Below are 21,526 nucleotides of genomic sequence, written 5' to 3'. Positions count from 1 at the left end.
CTTATCTTTTAGGATTATATTTGTTTAACTCTTTCAAGTATTGTTCTTCTAATGCTTTATCTTTATCTTCTTCTGAAAGCATATTAGTATTTTCAGGATTTTCCTCTATATGCATATTAAGTATATTTTTACTAAGCTGAGCACTATGATACTCTGCTAAAACTTCATCATCACTAATAGAGGCTCCATTTTCTATATAGGAAATGGATTTATCTATAAGATTGCTTGCCTTTCCTAATTTTATATGAGCCATTACTCTTTTCCTTTCATGTTCTATTCCAAGATTGAACACTGTTTTATATAATTCTGGCTGCTGTTCTTTTAATTCTTGTAAATCCATAATTTTCTTATCCTCTTTTTTTGCGTTATTATTTTCTGATGTATTAATGAACTCTGCTGTTTTTGTGATATTATTACTGCTGTTATTTAAATCATTATTTTCATCATCTGTATTTACTGCAAGAGCTAGAAAAGCAACCGCTTTTTTCAAGTCATCTTTAGCCTTATTGCTTTCTGACATTTTATTTATGCAGGAATATATTCTATTTTTGGCCAATATATATGCTTCTTCTTTGTTAGAAACTTCTCCATTTCCATTACTGACAACTTCATCTGAAAAGCCTAATATTTCCTCGCCATAATAAAATGTTTCATTGTCCATCAGTTTTCTTATTTCATTGATATCTATATTTAATTTTTTAGAATATGCTTTTGCTATTATATTTGTTAATGCTTCTATTTCTTTTGCTTGTTTATTAAGTTCTCTATAATCTCCGCTTGTAGAAATGCTTACATTATGAATCATAAATACAGCATTATCATAACTTATGATTTTATCGCCTGCCATAGCTATATATGAAGCTATAGAAGCACATAATCCTATTATTTTAATAGTAACTTTGCCTTTATTATTTGAGTATTCCTTTATTAGATTATGTATTTCTATACCTGAAAATACAAATCCGCCCGGAGATGTAATTTCTATTTCTAAATCTCCATTCATATTTTGAGTAAGATTTCTAAAATCTTTTGAAGTAAAATCCCAGCCTATTATTCCAGATATAGATATTTTGTTCATTGTTGTTATGCTTGAACTTGTCAAACTGTTGTCAGCTTGCCAAGTTCTTATTCCTTTATTGTTAATGGTTCTACTTTGTCAACTAGGTATAAATAAATTCATATCTAGTTTATTGAAGTATGTTTATAATATAAAATGGTGTAAAAAGATTGCAATATAGATAGCATTTTTAGACATTTTTATTTCTTATAAAAATAATTTGAAGATGTATTTATTTTATACCATTCCTGCCATTCTGATATTTTTTTCAAGCTGTTTTGATATTCTTTTATTAAATCTTTTTGTGTGATCATATTTGTATTAGGGTAATAGAAGGCAGGTGGATTAGATAACGGTATAGTTATATATTTTGTAGATTGGCAGCCCATCAGGAATAAAGTTAAAATAAATATAAATATTTTATTCATAATTAACAGCCTTATATTATTTTTTATTGCTTGCTATTTTATAATAATTTTCTATGCTTGTATTCAAAGCTCTTAATTCATTTTTTGTAAGATTTTTATTTTTTATTTCATTTATTAAATTACTGCTGCTTTTAAAAGTTTCATCTATGTATATTTGTCTTTTTTCAAAGTTTATATTTTTTAAAGCAGTTATATTTGATATTTCTATTTTTGCTGTATATATTTCTTTTTCTAAAGATTTTATTTTTTTATCTTTGGATTTTATTGTACAATTCAAAAAACTTATATATACAAATACAATGCCTATAATTAAAAAATATATAAAATATTTTGATTTCAAAAAACTTAATAGTTTTGTCTTAAAAAAATTAATTATTATGCTGATTATTACTGTCATTTTCTTTATAATTTTCTTTGTAATTATATTTTGCCTTAAAGAAATTATTTATAATAATGCTCAAATCAGTTGTTCCTGTAACTAAACTTGCTCCCCACATTACTATAACTATTGCAATAGATTCATTATAGTTAGGAAATCTTTTTTGAGTTATCATTATGAAACTTGTCATAATAATTCCAAAAGCAAAAGCTCCTACACTTGTAAACCAGCTTGTTTTTTTGCCCAAGCCTTTAGAATCTAAAAAACCAAATAATTTTTTCATACTATTTTCCTATAAAATGATTAGTAAAAAAATATATTGTGCCTAATATAGTGCCCAATGCTGTAGTAACTCCTGCCAAAAGCAATATAAAATTTGCTGCTTTTTTTATTTTTGTACTTGTAATACTATCATCTATATTTTTTTTAATTTCTTTCATTTCATTAATAATTTTTTGCTGTTCTTCATTATTTACTTTAGCCAAACTTTCTAATTTTTCTAATCTATAATCTATTTTTACCATATCCTCTGATAGATTATCTAAATATTTTTCATGAGAATCTAATCGTTCTTTAATTTCTTTCATAGTATTAATTAAACCATTGCCGTTTGAACTGCCGTCTTCATTTATTCCTATCCTATGACATATACTAGCTGTTCTTTTATCTAAATCACTTATAGTTGTTCTTGGCATATAATAAAAATCCTTAAATATCTTTGATTAATTCAAAACGTTTTATCCTATCCTGAAGTCCATTATATCCGCCGTTAATCTTTTTAGTAATTTCTTTAATATCTCTTATTCCAATTAAGCCTCTATTTTTATAATAGCAGCATGCAGCTTCTGAAGCTGCATCTTTTTCTAATAATAAATCAGGATTATTAATTAAATCTAAACCTGTCAATTTTGAATATTTACTATAATTGTTTCTTCCTGTAAGCTGAATTATACCTCTGCCTATGAATTTATATCCGTCTCCTGCATTTATATTGCCTAAATCTTTTCTATTGCCATAAATTAATTCTGCTATAGATTTCCAGCCCTGAGAGCATATATTTTCAGCATTTTCTAATGTTTTTACTTTAGACGGAAAAACTTCTAAAAGTCTTTTAGGAGAATATTTAAAACTTTCTTTTAATACAGTAAAATTATTACTTTCATGACTTGTCTGTGCTAAAAACATTTTTATATCATCTTCATCAGTAATAGAGTATTTACTAAAATATTTTTCTAAATATGGCAGCCATTCAAGATTAATTTCTAATTTATCCAAATATTTTTTAATCATATTACAAACTCCTATATTATAGTAATGATTCATAATATAGAATGATTTATTTTTAATGCAATATAGATATAGTATTCAATATATAAAATACATTTATAAGCTGTTATTAATTTCTTTTTCTATATCCGATTTTATAATTAAATCCTTTGTTTCATATTCTCTTGCCTGTTTTTCAAATGGGTTATTATAATAGCCGTACTTTATACTGTAGATTAAATAAAGAAATAAAAATTTTATTTTTCCTAATATTTCGCCTTGATAAACATGTACTAATTCATGTTTGTATAGGGAATCTTCTTCAGTAATATTGTCATAATCATTTTTATTTATTAAATGTATTCTATTTGTAAGCGGATTAGTAATAGCAATAAAATCAGATTTTTTTATTTTATTTACTATTTTGAGAATGAAAGAAAGTACAGAATTATAGCAATACTTTATCTTTCCTACAGTTCTTACTTTTTTGATTTTGGCATAATATAAAATAATGAATAATGTAAATAATATAAAAACTATTAATAAAGCAATAAACATATATAAACCTCCTTAACCTTTTATATATTCTATTTCTACATTAGTTATAAATGCAAAAACTCCTTTTACATAAGCCGCTATATTTGTTCCATCACATACTACACAACCAGAATCTCCTCCATTTATATGTGCTTGTTGTATAAAAAATAGTCCTAATGTACAAGACTGAGATTTTACAGATATTATATTATATACATCTGTGATACCTAAATTTTGCAGTGTAATTATAGTTTCTCCATTTTTAAATTGTTTTTTACCCCAAAATCTTTTATAAACTGCCTTGCCGTCTATAGTATAAGGCATTTTTATTTCTGTTCCGTTGCTTGGAAGGTTATATTTGGCAGTATTTATTTGATTCTGAAGATTTTTGTCGGCATTTGTTCTGTCTGTTATTTCTTTAGTAATTCTTGCTTTTTCAGTATTAATATTATTCTGTAAAGTAGTATCTGCTTGAGTTCTCTGAGTTTTTTCAGTATTAATATTATTCTGTAAAGCAGTGTCTGCTTGAGTTCTGTCTGTTGTTTCTTTACTGATTTTTTGATTAAGTTCTGTTTTCACAGCATTATCAGCTTGTGTTATTGTTTGAGTAAGAATATTTTTTAATGCCGTATCTGCATCATTATAAAGTTTTTTTATAGCTTCTAATTTCTGAGAATTATCTGCAGTTTCGTCTTTTCCATTTGGACTGATAGAGGCTGCTTTTAATAATGCCTGAGAAAATCCCCAATTATCATTAAGCAAGTCTGCTATTATTTCTGTACCGTTTGTATTACCCGGACTTCCGGCATCTACTGCTTTTGTATTTGGAAATTCTTCTCCATTTGTATTTATAAATGCTTGACTGTAATCTTTCATATAACAATTAAAACTGACTAAATATATTAAAAATATACATTCATCAGTTTGCTCCTTTTTATTCTAGTTCTTTATATTCTTCATCATCTATATTGTTTATAGGTTTGCCTGAAGAATCTTCTATATCTTTAAAACTAAGTCCCATTTTATCCATTACATCTTTTTCTTTTTTTAATATTCTCATAACTTCTTGGAAAGATTTTCCTACTATTCTTTTATTCCAAAAATCTCTTGAACCTATACCGTATTCTATAGCAGTTGCTGCTGCTGATACATCTTTTTGTATGTCTACGCTTGGTCTTGATATACTGCTCCAGCTTGCATTGGTCCAAGAATAAATAGTTTCTATATCATTTTCCATTATTGCTTTTAATAAATTTTTAGCTTCTAATTTGCCGTTTAATATGCTTGATATTACTTTTTCATTATATATCGGCTGTAAAAACTCTTTTGAAAATTGATAATTTCTTGCCTGAAGATAAACATTAAATTCATTATTGGCCTGTCTTGAAGCTGAAAAATTATTCTGAAAATATAATCTTACTATTTCCGGCGGTATTTCCAAACTCCAAGAAATAGTATTTAATATAGTTTCCTGAAATATTCCAAAGTTAACATTTGGTCTAACTGTATTAAAACTAACAGGCTCTTCTCCGTATTTTAATTCATCTAATACCATACCCGGCAAATTATCTGTTATATTAAACTTTCTGCTTTCTTCTTTATCATTTATTATAATATCTGTTTTCTTTATGGCTCCATGCTGATAAGGTGCTGAACCTAATCCTTTTTCTCCTTTTTTTATGAATAATGGAAGCATAGCATTAATAACAGCCGCACGCATTTCTGAATCTTTATATCTGTCTAAATCTTTCATCATATATAAAATATTAGAAAGTATTGGTTCGCCTCGGCAGTCATCTAATAATTTATCTGTACCATATACAAGCCATGCTAATCTTCTTCCAGATTTCTCTCCATAGGCTGGTATTCTTTTATATTCTAAAAGATTGTCATTATAATTATTTGTAATATAATATGCTGCTTGTCTTCCTAAGTTATCAAACTCTATTCCATGAAGTATTTTATTTCCTTTTCTAGGCGTATATCCTAAAGGTGTTCTTACATGACTTCCATCTATTAATTGAATATAAGGCATTTTAGTTTTAGGAGATATTCTCAAAACTACCAAACAATCTCCGCTTATTAATGCAGTTTGTCTTACATCTAACTGTAATTGTCCGAAAGTTTTTTGATTATAATAATCGCATAATTTAGGATTTTCTGCCCATATATTAAAATCTAATTCAGCTTTCTGACTCCATAAAACGGTTTCTTCTTCCGTCATTTTTGTATACATAGTTAAAGGATTAGCCTCTAAAGTTAAACCTTTATTTATTTCATTTCTTAATATTCTTCTTAAAATACCTCTGGCATAAGGATTTTCTTTAAATAATTGTACGCTTCTTTTTCTTAAAGTATAATAGTCTACAAAAGTATAATCTTTAGTAATTCCAAATGAGCCCGGAAATGTATCGCCGTTAAATATTGTTTGTACTATATCAGTTAAATAATAATTGTAAGGATTATTCAATCTATCTGAATTATTATTTATTAATAAAGGCTTATCATTATATTTATTTATATTAATATCTAATCCAAATATTTTGAATTTCATTAATTTTTACCTTAATAAAATAATTACCAAGAAGGATTTACATGTATTACAGAAGGCTTACCTATACCTAAATGCATTTCTAATTCTCTCATTTGATTGAGTATATCTTTTTTAGCTTCTATTAATTCTGATAAATTATGTCTTGTAACTGTTTGTGTTGTTTGTCCTGTGTTAAGAGTATAGCTTTTATGATTTTGTACAGATAATATAGCTTTATCATATTCAAAAAGCAGTATTCTTAAATTGTTATATTCATTCTTATAATATTCTTCACTGGATAAAGAACTTATATTATTATCATCATCAAGTTTATTGCTCATTATTATTAAAGTTCCTAAAGTATGGCATTATTATAAAATAATATTAAATGCTTGGAATAAAAATGCAATATAGGTAACTTTTCTAATTAATTTTATCATAAAAATAACCTTGCTTAGAATATTCCCAGAAATCTTTCCAATTCAGATACTCTATATTTAATTCATATTTACAAATATTAAATGCAAAAAATTCCAAATTAGCTAAATTATAGCAATGTGTATCGAATAAATGATTTTCACGTCCTGCCATTAATTTCCAGCGTGTGCGTATATATTTATTTGTTATTTTATCATATTCATCAATTCTATTTTCTGCTGAATAATGATCAAAATAATCATCTGCAAAATCATTAGGAAAATTAATATACCAATCGGGTAATAGTTTATTAGTTTCTCTTGGTAAATTAAGAGTTCTTGCTATAAAGTCTTTTTGCTTTGTAGTGTTTATATGAAGTGCTAGAGAAAGACCTGCTTTTAATATAGTATCTCTATTGAAAGCCTTATAAGTTAATCCGCCTTGTATATAATCATTTCCTTTTATGGCATAAACTCCGTAACTATAATGTTTGCAAAACTCATATACATAATCTGTATATTTTCCGCTGTCTATAAATGTACTATTTATTCTGTATATTTTTTCATCATCTGAAATCCAATTCTTATTCATTACTATATCATCAAGCTGTTTCCAAACTATAGAGTTATAATTTTCTGTTTCTCCTTCTATGAAAAATGCATCTATCAAATAGCTTATTCCTCTTTCACACCAGCCTCGTATATCTACCCATAATCCGTTTTTTTGTACATCTACAGCTGAAGTTAATAATAAAATACCGCTTCCTGTTTCTTCTATAAACTTTTTATTATTTATTTGATTTTTTAAATAATGATAACTTCTGTTTTGTTTTACTTTATCTGCTCTTATAGCTTCGCCTCTTTCTTCAAATGGAAGTCCTTGCATAAGGTTTCTAAACTCTCTATATTTCTCTTTATCTTTTAATCTGTTATTTTTTATATCCCAGCATTGATTCCATTTTTGAACTATATCTTCCCAAGAAAACATTCCTACAGCTGAATATAAAGCAGAAATATGATAGCTTATTAATTTAGGATCTTTAGATTTTGATGTTGAAATCCATTCGCCTTCCTGAAGTATTATAGATTTATCATGATTTTTCATTATATGTCCGCAATATTTGCATTTATATCCTACAGAACTATAATCTATTTCTCCATTGTTATGACTGAACACTATTCCGTAGTTATGTCCTGTTTCTGTTATGCCATGAAATATTAATTCCTGTTTCTTTTTGCATTTTATGCAAGGAACAAAAAACTTTCTTTGATCGCCTTCTTTATATAATTTATATATTTTACTTGTTTGTTCTACTAATGGAGTAGAGATATATAATATTTTTCTTTTTGAAGCATAGGCATTAGTTCTATTATCCGCTAAACTTACTGGATCGCCTTCTTTTCCTATTTTATCAGGCATACCGTCCAGTTCATCAAATAAAATTACTGGAAAACTCATACTTCTTAATTTGCCCGGATTTTGTGCTCCTATTGCTATTAAAAATCCTCCAATATAATCTTTTTGCAAACTTGTATCTCCAGTCTTTTTTGTATTTACTCCAGTTTGTGAGAAAATCCTATCTCTCAATTTACAGCTGTCTATCATTCTTTCTACTTTTATTTCCATATTCATTTTTACAAGTTCTTTATCAGCTGAAATATATAATTGAGGCTTAGGATCGCAGCCTATATTATAAGCTATAATATTTTCTAAAATGCCGGTTGTTGCTCCTATTTGTACGCCTTTCATTACAACTATTTTTTGATATGGAGATTTTGGCGACATATTATCAAGTATTTCTCTCCAGAAAGGAGTTCTTGAAAATTTATAAAATCCTGGTATAGGAGATATTTCTTTATCTAATGCTCTAACTCTTTCTATATAATGACTAGGAAGTTCATATTCTTTTTTGTCTGTCAATCGGTCGAACATTTTTATTATAAAGGATAATTCATGTTCTTTATTCATTATTATTTTCCAAATGTTTATTGAGCAGTTTATTTATTTCTCTTTTTATTGATTCTTTAGTTTCTGTTAGAATCATAGAAAAGTCTTTTGTCATTTCTTCTATAATTTTCATTCTTACATTATTTTCATTAGTTTTTATTAATGCTGTTAAATTATCTACTGCACTATCCGGATAATCTAATAATCTTAAATTAAGAAGTTCTATATACTTAAATATATATGTCATAACAAAGTCTTTTTCTATAAGTTCTAAATCTCTTTCTTTTATTTTTTGCTCTCTTTCCTGTGCCTGTAATAATTTGTATAGTACATCAGCCCAGAACTTTAATTTTACTGGTTCATCATATTCTATAACAAGTTCTTTTATAGTAAGGTTCATTAAATATGCTGGAAGTCCTGTTATATCTGTAAATTTCTTTTCATCTAAGATTTCAGTTTCTTTTTCTTCATTATTTTCTTTATTTTTCAGACTTTGACTGCTTTTATCTGTGATTTTTTCAATATTTTCTAGGTTATGTCCAGATATTGATTTGGCAAAATTATTTATATCTTCTAATGTTAATCCTTTATTAAGAAGATAAGATATATTAACTTCATTTGTTAGGTCATATCTGTACTGATTATCTCTAATTAATTTTTTATTTTTTACTGCCTGTCTTAGAGCTTCTATACTTACATTTGCTAATCGTCCAAACTCTTTTGAACTTACTTTCATAAACTTCCTGTATGATATATTAATTGAAAACTTTTCAAGTAGAAAAAAAATGCACTTACTATTCAAAAGCCGCACGGGCTGGAGCATAATTGCGTACGCTGGTATGGCTCACAGTACCTTAAAAATGTATACCTATCTTGAAAATGTTTTTATAGCTATTACACTACATATATGAATATAAGCAATATACTTAACAAATTACAATGCAATACCGCTTTTGCTAAACCTCTTGAAATAGTTTTTTCTGAATACCAGTTTCATAATTATCATCAGTTAATTTCATTCATTACACAAATAGCATTAAAATCAGAAAATTTTTATTTCACAGAGGAATCTTTCACTAGCACAAATAAACTTATAAACTCTTTTGAATGTATGAATATTAAGCAGGCTGAAAAATTATCTAAAAAAGGAGATAAATCTATAGCAGCATACATCAAAAAGTATGGAACTGCCAATGATAATAACAAATATAATTACAGAGAAAGAGGTTTAATTAGATTAAAAGGAAAAGAGAATTATGCTTTATATGGTAGGAAATTAGGTATTGATTTAATACAAAGTCCTTATAATGCTAAAAGAGATTATATAGCTGCTAGAATTGCTTTAGAGTATTGGTTTCATAATAAATGTAATGAAAAAATTAATAATTTGGAAGAACTTACAAGAACTGTTCAAGGAAATATTTATTCTATAGATAAAATTATAGAAATGATAAATATAATAAAAAGTCCAAACCAAAAAGGAGATATTAATGCCTAACAAAAAAACTTCTATTAAAGAATTAGATGATTATATTAAAGCACATAAGGATCATGAAAAATCAAAATCTGTATTAGATGAAAAGAAAAAAGCAGCCATTAGATATCTTAAAAATAATACTGATGGAAAGATAGAGTATAATCATAAAAATATAACTTTGGTAAACACGAATAAATATGCTTATTCTTCTGAAGTTACAGGTATTCAAAAAAATATAGATGCTCTTATAGAAGATAGAAAAAAGCAGGAAAAAATAGAAGTGTTAAATGGAACAGCCAAAGTTATAGATGTTTCTAGTTACATAAAAATGACTGATAAGGAAGCATAATTATATTATATGTTTAGATTTTAATAATTTATTTATATTAGAATTGAATATATTTTGAAAATCTTTAATAGGTTTCTCTATAGCAGGTTTTAGCCATTCTCTTTTTTCTATTCTAGCTTCTTTTTGAGATAAATTATATATATGTTCTTTTGTGAAATAAGTTTTATCTCCTGCTTTAGTGAAACCTGTTATTTTATAAATATTATCTTTATATCTTAAAAATTTATTTTTCTTATATGCTTCATAAGCTGCTGCTATAAGACGTGATTTTTTACTTCCTTTTCCTTTATTGTATTTAATTATATTTCTTTTTATTTTATTATAATAAAGTTCTTTTGAAACTAAGTTAGAATTACTTCCATTTCTAGATGCTGTTTGAGCCATTAAAATATTATTCCCTGTTTTACTTTTCTTTATTCCTCCTTCTTCATGCAAAGCCATATATGATATTTTATCTCTGGCACCTACAGATGAAAACATATTAGATATATTTGTATTTTCTGCCTTTTCTACTTGTATATTTTTCTTTGTGAAATTATTTCTCAAATTAAAATCATTGTTTATATTTTGTAAAGCATTTTTTCTGCTTAAAAAAGCAACAGTATTCAAAGTGTTTTTTATTGATATTTCAGCGGCTTTTTTGATATTGGTAAATCCGAATTTTAATTTACTTGTATCTACTTTAATTTCATACATAAATATTATTCTTTTTCAAAATGGTATTTTACATAGTTATTGATTATAAGTACAATATTATCACCATCAATAAATATTAAATGGGTATTAGAATATGGTTTGTTTTTGAAGTTAAATATAAATCTATATTCATTTTGCAGGCTCATTTTATTTCCTATTTTGAATGTTTTAGATTTAATACCATTTTCTTCAAATATTCCAGAACCATCATTATAAATAATAAGTTTTCTGTTTTCTTTATCAATATAGCTTCCAGATCTTCTATATAATTGAGCCTCTAAATATAAAGTATTCATTGATAAAATAATAAATAATATATATAAATATTTCATACAAATAAATTATATGTTTCTATTAGATTACAGTCAATAGACTGTTGCGATAATTTGTGTTATCGCAACTATTAAAAAATCAAAAAGCTTATATAAGTTCATATACCATAATTAGATAAACTTTTAATTTTTTATATTCACTAATACTATTCTAATAATATCCTTTCTGAAATTTCAGTATCAAAATTAATTGTTATATTTATAATATTATTATTTTTTGTGATAACTTCTTTTAATATTTGTATATATTTTTCTTTTTCTTCTATGTGCCCAGTGTTTAATTCTAAAGATGCTAGTGTTCCAGCAAAAAAAATCTGGTATTCTAATTAATTCATTAGCGTCAAAATTATTATTATCAAAAGTTATTAAAATATTATCTAATTTATAATTTTTTTCTTTTACATAATAATTACATACATCATGTCTATATACCTCAAATAAATAATAAAATATTCTATCATAACAAGTAGTCATATTATCTCTGTCAGAAATAAATAGGCATGATTTAATTTGGGGATGTTCTCTAACTAATATCATTGTTATATAACTTGCTAATTTTATAATAATAATCATATTAATTAATAATTTCTTAGAATATGTAGTTTTATTAGTATCATTCAAAATAATTTTTATTTTTTTTATAGTTGTATTGTAGAAATCAATGTTATTACTACAACTGTTACATTTCCACATTTCTAACATAATAATTATATTATTTAATAATTGTCTTATTTCATCAATTGAAATTTTTATATTTCCAGTTAAAAAAAAGTTAAAAGAGAAATAAAAATTAGAATTTAGCAAGGTAATAAATCTTTTATCAACAGTCCTGATTTCTTTTATGTCTTTTTTTTGAATTTCTTTTAATAATTCTATAAATTCATCTAAATATAAAGCATTTCTTCCTAATTCTGGTATTATATATTCTGAGTTGGTATTATTAAAAATTGGCAATAATAAAAAAGATGCCACATTATTAAATTTATTTTTATTATCAAAACAATAATCACTAGTTAATATCCATCTGTCAATATTGTGAAACATTTTTATATACTTTCTAAATTCCTTAATGCTTGATTTATTAAAACAATGATCTAATAATTTATATAAAGTATCTTTCTGCATTTGATATTTCCTTAAAATTTTCAATGTTACTATCACATTTATTATCGCAACACATATTATTTTTTTCTTCGTTTTTCTCTTATAATAATATTTCTACCCAATAATTTATTTTTTCCATCTTTTTCTTTATTGTCTTGTAAGTTAAGAATAATACTATTATTAATTAAGTCTTTTAAATCTGGTCTATCATTTATAATTGCATTGTATTTATCATCATCTAAACATAATATATATTGTTTATTGTGTTCTATACACCAGTCATTAGCTATTTCTATCATTTTAGCACATATTTTACTATCTACTGCTTGGTATAGTCTGTTATCATGATATAAACAATTTATTTTATGCTTACCAAATATTAATAATAACCAATCAAAAATGAATATACCAACTTGTTTTCTCCCATCAGAACTATCATGCAATACTTCTATATCTAAATCAAAGGAAGTTTGAGCTTGATCACTTAGATTTGACTTCAAAGTTATCATACCATCAGGTTGTTTATATATTGATGTTAGTTTAGCTCTAAATTCTTCACTAAATTTTTTTATTTCAATAGCCATAAGTTCAGTATATTCTTCTAATTCTTCTAAAAATTGATTAAATTTTATTATCTTTTTTTCTATAGCTGATTCAATATTTTCTATTTCTCTTTTATTTTTTTCAAGCTCTTTTAATTCTATCCTTTTAGTTTCTAAAACATTTCTTATAGATGAATATTCTTGCATAATTCCGCTTTTATCTATATTACGAGTTGAGTCATCTATAATTCTTTGGATATTTAAAAGTTTATTTTCAATATCATTAATTTTACTATCTGTTTCTTTAATTATATTAGTTAATCTATTTTTTCTGTTACTATATAAATTTTTATGAAAATCTTCTACAAGTTTTAATTCTTTTTTTATTTCATTAGGAAATCGAAAATTTATTTCTTGATATATATTTTCAATATATTCTGTTGTCATATTATCTTTTATTAAAGAATTTAAAAATTCTTTAGCCTGTTTTCTTTTGTATTTCAAATTACCTAATTCATTAATCAAATTTTTATGTTCTATTTCAGCAGTATTTAAATTATCCATTTCTTTTTCATATTCTATCGATATTTTATATTCTTTTAAACTATTTTCTAATTCCTCTATTTCATCTTGAATATTCTTAATGGCTAATTTATTATCTTCGCTTTTTAACCTATTTTTAAAATATTTTTTATCATCTTCAAGTGATTTTATAGTTTTTATGAACTCTTGTTTTTTTTCCATATAGGATATATCAACATTCATTAAATATAAAACATATTTAGAATCATTAAAAGTGTTTTCTGATTTAATTATGTAATCATTGAATTCATTTTGATTTCTAAAAAAGTATTTTACTAGACCTCTAAATGTTGGACTATCATCATAAAATAATAATTTTTTTAAATAATCAGAATATTTAGAAGATTTTAGATATTTATCATCTATAAATGAAGTCTCCATTTTTTTATTACCAGTTATATATTTCATTATTTGATAAACATGATCAATTTCAAATATTAATGTACAATTTTGGTAATCTTCTTTAAATTCATTATCAAAAGCATCTTCTAAATACTCATCTTTAGATCCTAAACAATAATTTAATATTCTACCTAATAAACTTTTACCAACTCCATTGGTAGTTTCTGAATCTAAGTTATCTTTTGAATGAGTACCTATAACAATATTTAATCCTCTATTAAAAGATATTTCTCTATTATTTGGAGATAGAATTAATTTTTTCAGTATCATTTGATATTTTCCTTATATTATTACTATCTACTTCAATTAATCCAATAGAATATAAAAAAGTACAGCTAAAAGTAAAATATTTAAAATCTATAGAATACTTTTTATGTAATGTTTCATACAATTTATCAATATCTGTTTCATTGTTTATATGTTCTAAAATAATAGCACCTATACCTATTAAAGAATTAGATAATGTATAACTTTTATTTGGCAATACCATATATTTTATTCCTTAGCATCTATATTTTCAAATAATGTACATTCTTCTATAAAAAAAGCTATAATATTTATTATGTTCATAAAATTCAACTCTGTTATTTCAATACCTAAATCATTTATTATTTTCCATATAATAATATCTGCATCATCAGAATTTTTTTTATGTTTATTATAAAGACTATCTAGGTAATTTCTAAATATTTCTGCTTCTTCTAAATTATTATCAAAAAACTTTTTAGCTGATGTATAAGATGCTGTTTCTTTTATAGCATTAGCAAGTAAATTAATATTATTACCATCTATTTTTTTATTTAATTCTGTTATAGTTGATGTCCCTATTGAAGCAAAAGATAATCGCTGTTTTTTAGCAATTTCTAATATACCAGAAATTATATTAGAAATTGGTTCATTTGAATCTCCTTCTGGTATACTTATATCACCAAGTATTTCACTTCTTTCTTCTAATGTAAGTTTCATATATTCTTTTAAAATTCTATCAAAATCCCAATAACTAATGTTGAGTTCTGGATACTCTTTTATTTTTTCCTGTATAGCGTTACTAAGTTTAATATTTATATCTTTTTTTGTTAATACAAATACAAATATATCTGCTTTTTTATTTTTTAAGTATTTTTCAAAATCAGATAAAAATTTTTCATCTAGTCTATCTTTTTGAGTGGTAACAGCAAAATGAATGTTAAGTTTTGGTGAATATCCATCACATCCATCATCTCCGCCATATTGTGTAATTTTATGAAAATCTTCATCTATAGCTCTCATTAATTTATAGAACAAATTAAGAAATTCATTTCCTTCTGTTTCATAAAGTCTTATTTTAAAATATAATTTAGTTAATAAATCTTTTACATCCATAGACAACCTATTTATTTATATAAATTTTATCTATAGCTATTTTACGCACATACTGCCCAACACTTAAATTTTCTTTCTGAGCATAAGTATTAATAAGATTATACATCTCTTTGGTAAGTCTAAACATAACCCTTATATCAGCTTTTTCACTGCCTTGTATTTTTCTGCCAGCTCCATTTCTAGCTCCACCTCTTGGCATAAAGATATCCTTTTTTATTTGATATAATTATAGTATATAGTATTTATTTGAAAAAGTCTACTTTATTCAATAAAAAGTTATATGAATAAGGTTGACAATTAATGTATATAATTTAATATAGTAGATATTTAAATTAAATAATTAAGTAGAATGTTTTCTAAACAATATTTAAGTGAATAGATTAAATGAATAATAATATTAAAAAAGAAAGTATATTTAATGTTGTAGAAGTTATTAAAGATGATAATATATATTTATACATAATAAATAATTTGTCTGAAGAATTAAAAAATTATATAAGAGAAAATTTTCGATTAATATGTGTTGGAGATAATAGAGACTAATATGTATCTGTATTGAATGATTTTTTGGTTAGAATGAATCAAAAAACAGAAAAACAAAAAAAAGGAACTATAGGAGAATTACTATCTCATATCTTCATAAGATATAATTCCGATAAATTTAAAATTATATCTTCTATTTTTAATCTTGAAGAAAAATCAGCTAAAAAATCATTTGATGTTGTTATTACTGACAATGAAGAAAATTCAATATGGCTTACAGAAGTAAAATCAGCTACTGTATCAGAAAAAGAAAGCTCACAAAAGAAAAATATTACTTTAATAGAAACAGCAAAAAATAGCATCATAGATAAATTTAACAAAAATGATCAAAGTAATTGGTATAATGCCAGGAATCATGCTTCTAAAATTATAAAAAATAACAGCAATGTAATGGAGACTATAGATAAATTATATAATAGAAAAATAGATTTAGAAAATCATAAAAATGTAATTCTATCTTCTGTTGTTTATAATAATATACATGATAAAATAGAATTTGATGGTACATTAAGACATAAATATAAAATATTAAAAGAAGGTTCATTTAGAAAATTAATAATATTTTCTATACAGCAGGAAGAATATGAAAAAGTAATAGAATTTTTACAAGAAGAGTTAAATAACTGTGAATTTGTAGAATTACATAAGGACAATAGCAATAATAATAGAAGTGATTATAATATAACAATAAATGACATAATAAATAGAAAATATTTTATTGATATATATACAAAATTATTAAAACATGATTATTGTATAAATGATTTAGAAAAACTAATATTATTTTTATATAGTATATTTTTTATCAATCATAAAAATACTAATTTCAATAAGTTAGGTTATAGAATAATTCTTAAATATTCAAATTTATTTAATGATTACATACCATTATATGATATATCAATTAATTTAAATTATATTCCAATATGTCATTTTATTGAAAAAATGGTAAAATACAATTTATTTTTTGAAGAAAGATTTAACAACATGTTAATGTCTTCATACTGTAATTTTTTTAAAGATAATGATGATAATATTTATTTTACTGGTAAACAAAAAGAATTAAAAGAATATTTTATAAAAAACCAAAAACTTGATACATTAGTTATAGCTCCTACATCGTATGGTAAATCAGAATTAATACTTTCATTAATATCAAATTTTGATAGAATGGTAATTATAGTACCAATAAAATCTCTTATTAGTCAGCAAAAGAAAAAAATAGTAAGTTATATTAATAGTAAAAATATAAAAATCCCTATTTTTGATAATATTGACAGCTATAAAAGTAGTATTAAGAATAATAAATATATATGCGTGCTAACTCAGGAAAGATTGGAACAATTTATAAATAACAATGTTAAATTTGATATAGCTTTTATTGATGAAGCACATAATATTTTAGGTGATGACAATAGGGCTTTAACATTATCTAAGTGTATATTGCATTTAAAAAATAGTAATACAATACTAAAATTTTTTACACCTTTTATTAATGATCCTAAGAATCTAACTTTTAATGATGATATGATATCATTTGAAAAAATAGATAATAAATCAAGTTATTTTGCTATTGAAGAAAATATAAAATCAGAGAACTATTATTTAATAGATTTTACTAAAGAAAAACATGTATTACAATTATATGATCATTATTTTTATAATTTTCCTAATAATCCTTTTTACATAAAAACATTGGATAATACTGACTATATAAATTTTATTTTAGAATATTCAGATAATAAAAACTTAATTTATATAAATAGTACAGTGAATATATTAGATTTTATAAATAAATTCTATAATCGTATTTATCAAAAAATATTAGATAAGAAAATAAATAAGTTTATTAAAGCTATATCTGATTATATAACAGATGATTTTATTCTATCTAAATGTTTGGAAAAAGGCTTCATATTTCATTTTGGAAATTTACCAGATAATATGAAAATATATATAGAATATATTTATAAAAAAAATGATATGATAAGATTTATCATATCTTCATCAACTTTATTAGAAGGTATAAATATACCTATATACAATATATTTATGTTAGATAGAACAATAGGAAATAAACTATTAAATAACTCACAATTTAGGAATTTGGTTGGTAGAGCTTGCAGACTAAATGATATATTTAACGGTGAATCTAATAATCTTATGAAATTAGAACCCAATATATATAATATAAAATTTAGGGAGAATAATAGTGATGATTTAGAAACTTTTTTAGAAAAAGTATTAAATAAAAAATCTAAAGATGATGTAAGAAATCCATATTTAAAATATGGAATTAATAAAAAGAAACATAAAGAAATAGAAGAAAAAGTTGCAAATACAAGTTCAGATTTTATTTTATCAAATAATTTATTTAATTTTAATATGTTTCCTAATATTGATATCAGTGAATATGATCAAATTAATAAAAAAGCATCAAAAATAAAAAATAAATTGAATAAACAAAATATAAAAATTACTGATTTGTTAGATTTATTAAATAAAACAAGAGAAATTTTTTATTTTAAAAAAAAGAGTAATAAACTAAAAATACTACACTATAGAAGTACAATAAATTTATTAGTTGATATCATAAATGATAGAATAGATTCTAATTATAAACAAAGAATATATTCATTTAAAAAAAGCATAAATAATAAAAATAATATTACAAAAAATAAATTATTATATGTAGGTACAAAATTTGGAAATAAACAATTGAATCAAAATGCTAAAACTGAATTTATAAGTATAAAAGATATAGATAATAGTTTGGCTCTATTTTTACTTCAAGAATTTGATAATGAAATAGATTACAATTTACAAAAATATTTTGATTTAATATATTCTTATGGTATTGTAGAAGAAGAATTAATTAATAAGATTAAATATAGAACTACTAATAAAGAAAAAATAAAAATAATAGATAATGGTATTAGTTTTACATTAGCTAATATATTGATAGATAATAGATATTCTAAGTTTTATAATATATTAGATAATAAAATTGATAAAGATATAATAACAGAAATGGATAAGAATAAAGAAAATGATATTATTATTTTTGAAATGAAAAATTATTTAGGTTTAGTTTAATTTTATATATGAAATATATTTCGATAACAGTAATTATCGCAACTAAAATATTATTCTACCTCCAAACTTTTTAAGTATATTCCTGTTATAGCTATACTGCTATGATTTAACGCCCGTCTAATAAGTTCTATATCTTTAGTTTGTTTATATAAAGTAACAGCAAAATAATGCCTTATATCATGTATAGAGTAGGCAGCTTTTATTTTGCCTTGATTATATAAACGCTTTGAACTCCTATAAAAAATGTTTCTTATCACTTCAGAACTTTTATTTTTGAAAGGCTTATCAAAAGAGAGATTATTCTTTTTCAATTCTTTTATAACTTTGTCAGTAACTTTTCCGCTTACTTCCTTGCCTTTTGAATAAGAATAATATTTGTTATTTTTAATTTCTAAATTAGGTAAAGCTCCGACACGCACACCGCATTCCATTATAAAAATAATGGCCATCTTCACCAACGGATCAGATATATCTTTTATAATAAGCTCAATTTCTTTTTTAGCAGGTACTTCCAAACGTTTTTTATTTTTTACAGGCGGACGAGTTTTTGTCCCTCGGAAAGGATTTTTCATAAACGGATATCTTCTCTCTAAAAAAGAAAAGAAAGAAGAACAGGAAGAAACTAATGCACGTATGCTTAAATTAGAAAGCTCGCTTGAATTGACTTCCGTTATAAAATCATCAGCTTCTCTGGCTTTAATAAATAAAATATTCTTATTATTCATACGGCAATACTCTTCTAATTTATTAAGTCCGTTTTTATACTGTCTTTTTGTATGACTGCTTTTTGTTTTTGAACACTGCTTAAAAAAGTTTTCTTTCTCTGTTTCATAATCTATTTGTTTAATAAGCTCTTCTTCTTTCATATAATCAAGTATATTCAAGTAGTTAGCTTGCTTTACTAGAATCGCAGCCTGCTGTTCAGTTATTATATTATTATTGCCTTGTAATATTAATTCTTTATTTTTTTTATAAGCCATACTTATACCTTTTCATAAATTAAAGACTTATTACGATTTTTTAGTCTTTATTTATATGAAAAGAATATAAACTTTTATAACTTTTTAAATATACATAGCTATTATTTATTTTTAGACTTTTATACTATATTATTTTCAATCAGTACTGTAAAAATATTAGTAGGTGATATTTTTACAGTATCATAGTGATGTTACGAAGATAAATGTTAATCTGTTAAAACTTGAAATTAGTTTCCTCAAAATCCGACTTTGAGAATTCCCTCCTTTACAATTATAAGATTAAAAATGCCTACTTCATTTTTGATAATTGTCTATTATTGAATGCTCTAATCACCCCAGATGTACACAGTCTATTAGTATATACTTCATTATCTTTTAAATAACTATCATATTTTTGTACTCGTCTATGTACATTAGATTTACTTATATTTAATTTTTTAGCTATTGAATAAATACTTAAATGCTGATAGTAATACATATTAAATATTATTCTTTCTAAATCATTATTTATTGACTTATAACAATTAGACAAAACTATATCAGAATATTTATAATGAAAAAATATATATTCAGGCTCATACTTTTTATCGTCTGCTATCGTATCAATTAAATATTTTTCTTTTTTATCATCATATACTTTATCAAAAAGCGATTTAGTACCTAATCTATAATTAATATGTTTTCTTCTGCCGTGCAAAAATCTGTCTAATTCTCTAAAAATAAAATATTTTATAGTATAAAACAAAATCTTTGTATAAGTTTCTGCTGTAATAGGTTTTGTACTATGTTTTATATAATTCAAACCTTTTATAAGTCACATAAAACCAATGTTAATTAATTCTTCTTTTTCAAAAGATTTTATATAATATAAACAATTAACTACTTTATACACTAAAAGTTTCAAATTAATTAATATTTTATTTCGCATTATTATACTTTCTTCTTCATTGGTTATCTTTTTCCATTCTTTAATCATATTAAAATCATATTCTTTTTTCTGATTTAATGTCATGTTTTTTCTCTTTTTTAAAATGATCATAAAGAAGTTTTATAACACTTACTACTTTATCATCTATATTTAATAATATAGCATTTATTATCATTGCTATATCTCTTGAATTTTTATGACCATTAATAAATATATCTTTTTTATTTTCTGCTGCTATTCCTAAAACATAAATACAGCCTCGTTTTTTTAATTTATTGGTAAACTCTTCAATATCTTTCTTTAATTCATCATTATCAATTAATTTAGTGATATTCATTAAAAGGGCACCTCCTCATCATCTTCCTGACTATTATTTTCTACTGCATTATTCACATCTTTTTTATCTGCAAGCATTTGCATTGACTGCATAATAATTCTCACCTTAGATCTGGTAGTGTTTGTGTTTTTATCCTGCCACCTTTCCTGCCTTAGTGTTCCGCTTATACAAACCTGCTTTCCTTTTGTAAGATATTTATTTGCTGTTTCTGCAAGTTTATCAAATGCCACTA

The 21,526-nt window shown here is 23.9% G+C and carries 28 protein-coding genes; 4 read left to right on the top strand and 24 right to left on the bottom strand.

The features are described 5' to 3' along the window. Nucleotide 1: 1 nt before the first annotated feature. From Q0K52_RS08810 to Q0K52_RS08755, 12 genes are all read right to left on the bottom strand, one after another. On the bottom strand, nucleotides 2-1,078 hold the full coding sequence (locus Q0K52_RS08810) for a head maturation protease, ClpP-related (RefSeq protein WP_297298576.1): 1,077 nt from the start codon (nucleotides 1,076-1,078) through the stop codon (nucleotides 2-4). Between the two features lie 179 nt (nucleotides 1,079-1,257). Beyond that, nucleotides 1,258-1,485, bottom strand: coding sequence for a hypothetical protein (locus Q0K52_RS08805; protein WP_297285440.1), 228 nt, complete (start codon nucleotides 1,483-1,485; stop codon nucleotides 1,258-1,260). Nucleotides 1,486-1,501: 16 nt separating this feature from the next. Continuing rightward, entirely contained in the window at nucleotides 1,502-1,762 is a 261-nt protein-coding gene (locus Q0K52_RS08800; protein ID WP_297298574.1) for a hypothetical protein, read from the bottom strand. A 91-nt stretch (nucleotides 1,763-1,853) separates the two neighbouring features. Further along, nucleotides 1,854-2,147 carry a hypothetical protein gene (locus tag Q0K52_RS08795; RefSeq protein ID WP_297285438.1) on the bottom strand — a complete coding sequence of 98 codons (294 nt, stop codon included), beginning with the start codon at nucleotides 2,145-2,147 and terminating at the stop codon, nucleotides 1,854-1,856. A 1-nt stretch (nucleotide 2,148) separates the two neighbouring features. Next, nucleotides 2,149-2,559, bottom strand: a complete 411-nt coding sequence (locus Q0K52_RS08790; RefSeq protein WP_157154479.1) for a hypothetical protein — start codon at nucleotides 2,557-2,559, stop codon at nucleotides 2,149-2,151. A 13-nt stretch (nucleotides 2,560-2,572) separates the two neighbouring features. Next, on the bottom strand, nucleotides 2,573-3,154 hold the full coding sequence (locus Q0K52_RS08785) for a glycoside hydrolase family 19 protein (protein ID WP_297298573.1): 582 nt from the start codon (nucleotides 3,152-3,154) through the stop codon (nucleotides 2,573-2,575). A 93-nt stretch (nucleotides 3,155-3,247) separates the two neighbouring features. Then, nucleotides 3,248-3,688 carry a hypothetical protein gene (locus tag Q0K52_RS08780; protein WP_297298571.1) on the bottom strand — a complete coding sequence of 147 codons (441 nt, stop codon included), beginning with the start codon at nucleotides 3,686-3,688 and terminating at the stop codon, nucleotides 3,248-3,250. Between the two features lie 12 nt (nucleotides 3,689-3,700). Continuing rightward, nucleotides 3,701-4,543: a hypothetical protein gene (locus Q0K52_RS08775; protein WP_297298569.1), complete on the bottom strand. Its 843-nt coding sequence runs from the start codon at nucleotides 4,541-4,543 to the stop codon at nucleotides 3,701-3,703. Between the two features lie 58 nt (nucleotides 4,544-4,601). Next, a complete protein-coding gene (locus Q0K52_RS08770; protein WP_297298567.1) occupies nucleotides 4,602-6,221 on the bottom strand; it encodes a phage portal protein in 1,620 nt (539 codons plus the stop codon). Between the two features lie 23 nt (nucleotides 6,222-6,244). Then, nucleotides 6,245-6,541, bottom strand: a complete 297-nt coding sequence (locus Q0K52_RS08765; protein ID WP_297285433.1) for a hypothetical protein — start codon at nucleotides 6,539-6,541, stop codon at nucleotides 6,245-6,247. 82 nt (nucleotides 6,542-6,623) lie between these two features. Beyond that, on the bottom strand, nucleotides 6,624-8,585 hold the full coding sequence (locus Q0K52_RS08760) for a terminase gpA endonuclease subunit (protein ID WP_297298565.1): 1,962 nt from the start codon (nucleotides 8,583-8,585) through the stop codon (nucleotides 6,624-6,626). Further along, on the bottom strand, nucleotides 8,578-9,300 hold the full coding sequence (locus tag Q0K52_RS08755; protein WP_297298563.1) for a hypothetical protein: 723 nt from the start codon (nucleotides 9,298-9,300) through the stop codon (nucleotides 8,578-8,580). The genes Q0K52_RS08760 and Q0K52_RS08755 overlap by 8 nt, the downstream gene beginning before the upstream one ends. 171 nt (nucleotides 9,301-9,471) lie before the next feature. Here Q0K52_RS08755 and Q0K52_RS08750 point away from each other — a divergent pair, with 171 nt between their 5' ends. Together Q0K52_RS08750 and Q0K52_RS08745 are read left to right on the top strand one after the other, a co-directional pair. Further along, on the top strand, nucleotides 9,472-10,062 hold the full coding sequence (locus tag Q0K52_RS08750; RefSeq protein ID WP_297298561.1) for a hypothetical protein: 591 nt from the start codon (nucleotides 9,472-9,474) through the stop codon (nucleotides 10,060-10,062). Next, the gene (locus Q0K52_RS08745) at nucleotides 10,055-10,390 is read left to right on the top strand and encodes a hypothetical protein (protein ID WP_297298559.1); all 336 of its coding nucleotides are present in this window, start codon (nucleotides 10,055-10,057) and stop codon (nucleotides 10,388-10,390) included. The genes Q0K52_RS08750 and Q0K52_RS08745 overlap by 8 nt, the downstream gene beginning before the upstream one ends. Here the strand turns inward: Q0K52_RS08745 and Q0K52_RS08740 are convergent, their stop codons facing one another. The 7 genes from Q0K52_RS08740 to Q0K52_RS08710 all read right to left on the bottom strand — a co-directional run bounded on the left by Q0K52_RS08740 (nucleotide 10,391) and on the right by Q0K52_RS08710 (nucleotide 15,609). Continuing rightward, nucleotides 10,391-11,086 carry a hypothetical protein gene (locus Q0K52_RS08740; protein ID WP_297298558.1) on the bottom strand — a complete coding sequence of 232 codons (696 nt, stop codon included), beginning with the start codon at nucleotides 11,084-11,086 and terminating at the stop codon, nucleotides 10,391-10,393. It abuts the gene before it with no gap. 5 nt (nucleotides 11,087-11,091) lie between these two features. Continuing rightward, a complete protein-coding gene (locus tag Q0K52_RS08735; protein WP_297298555.1) occupies nucleotides 11,092-11,382 on the bottom strand; it encodes a hypothetical protein in 291 nt (96 codons plus the stop codon). Between the two features lie 246 nt (nucleotides 11,383-11,628). Next, complete coding sequence (locus Q0K52_RS08730; protein WP_297298554.1) at nucleotides 11,629-12,543, bottom strand: hypothetical protein; 915 nt, start codon at nucleotides 12,541-12,543, stop codon at nucleotides 11,629-11,631. A gap of 56 nt (nucleotides 12,544-12,599) precedes the next feature. Continuing rightward, nucleotides 12,600-14,318: a DUF2326 domain-containing protein gene (locus Q0K52_RS08725; RefSeq protein WP_297298552.1), complete on the bottom strand. Its 1,719-nt coding sequence runs from the start codon at nucleotides 14,316-14,318 to the stop codon at nucleotides 12,600-12,602. Next, complete coding sequence (locus tag Q0K52_RS08720; RefSeq protein WP_297298550.1) at nucleotides 14,284-14,538, bottom strand: ABC-three component system middle component 6; 255 nt, start codon at nucleotides 14,536-14,538, stop codon at nucleotides 14,284-14,286. Before Q0K52_RS08720 ends, Q0K52_RS08725 begins: the two co-directional genes overlap by 35 nt. A 5-nt stretch (nucleotides 14,539-14,543) precedes the next feature. Further along, entirely contained in the window at nucleotides 14,544-15,410 is an 867-nt protein-coding gene (locus Q0K52_RS08715; RefSeq protein ID WP_297298549.1) for a hypothetical protein, read from the bottom strand. 7 nt (nucleotides 15,411-15,417) lie between these two features. Then, the gene (locus Q0K52_RS08710; RefSeq protein WP_297298547.1) at nucleotides 15,418-15,609 is read right to left on the bottom strand and encodes a hypothetical protein; all 192 of its coding nucleotides are present in this window, start codon (nucleotides 15,607-15,609) and stop codon (nucleotides 15,418-15,420) included. 185 nt (nucleotides 15,610-15,794) lie between these two features. Between Q0K52_RS08710 and Q0K52_RS08705 the strand changes: the two genes are divergently transcribed. Continuing rightward, nucleotides 15,795-15,953 carry a hypothetical protein gene (locus Q0K52_RS08705; protein WP_297298545.1) on the top strand — a complete coding sequence of 53 codons (159 nt, stop codon included), beginning with the start codon at nucleotides 15,795-15,797 and terminating at the stop codon, nucleotides 15,951-15,953. A gap of 33 nt (nucleotides 15,954-15,986) precedes the next feature. After that, nucleotides 15,987-19,049: a DEAD/DEAH box helicase gene (locus Q0K52_RS08700; RefSeq protein WP_297298543.1), complete on the top strand. Its 3,063-nt coding sequence runs from the start codon at nucleotides 15,987-15,989 to the stop codon at nucleotides 19,047-19,049. A 50-nt stretch (nucleotides 19,050-19,099) separates the two neighbouring features. Here the strand turns inward: Q0K52_RS08700 and Q0K52_RS08695 are convergent, their stop codons facing one another. From Q0K52_RS08695 to Q0K52_RS08675, 5 genes are all read right to left on the bottom strand, one after another. Beyond that, nucleotides 19,100-20,029, bottom strand: coding sequence for a site-specific integrase (locus tag Q0K52_RS08695; protein WP_297298541.1), 930 nt, complete (start codon nucleotides 20,027-20,029; stop codon nucleotides 19,100-19,102). Nucleotides 20,030-20,318: 289 nt separating this feature from the next. Then, nucleotides 20,319-20,831 carry a sigma factor-like helix-turn-helix DNA-binding protein gene (locus tag Q0K52_RS08690; RefSeq protein ID WP_297298539.1) on the bottom strand — a complete coding sequence of 171 codons (513 nt, stop codon included), beginning with the start codon at nucleotides 20,829-20,831 and terminating at the stop codon, nucleotides 20,319-20,321. A 12-nt stretch (nucleotides 20,832-20,843) separates the two neighbouring features. Further along, entirely contained in the window at nucleotides 20,844-21,041 is a 198-nt protein-coding gene (locus Q0K52_RS08685; protein WP_297298537.1) for a hypothetical protein, read from the bottom strand. Then, complete coding sequence (locus Q0K52_RS08680) at nucleotides 21,013-21,294, bottom strand: hypothetical protein (protein ID WP_297285421.1); 282 nt, start codon at nucleotides 21,292-21,294, stop codon at nucleotides 21,013-21,015. Before Q0K52_RS08680 ends, Q0K52_RS08685 begins: the two co-directional genes overlap by 29 nt. Beyond that, a partial coding sequence (locus Q0K52_RS08675; RefSeq protein ID WP_297298535.1) for a single-stranded DNA-binding protein occupies nucleotides 21,294-21,526 on the bottom strand: 233 nt, incomplete at its 5' end. The genes Q0K52_RS08675 and Q0K52_RS08680, both read right to left, overlap by 1 nt.

It is taken from the genome of uncultured Brachyspira sp., assembly GCF_944390845.1.
In the GTDB taxonomy this organism is placed as follows: Bacteria; Spirochaetota; Brachyspiria; order Brachyspirales; family Brachyspiraceae; genus Brachyspira; species Brachyspira pulli.
Note: the sequence above shows the minus strand (reverse complement) of the source record. Positions and strands in the feature narration are given on the sequence as shown.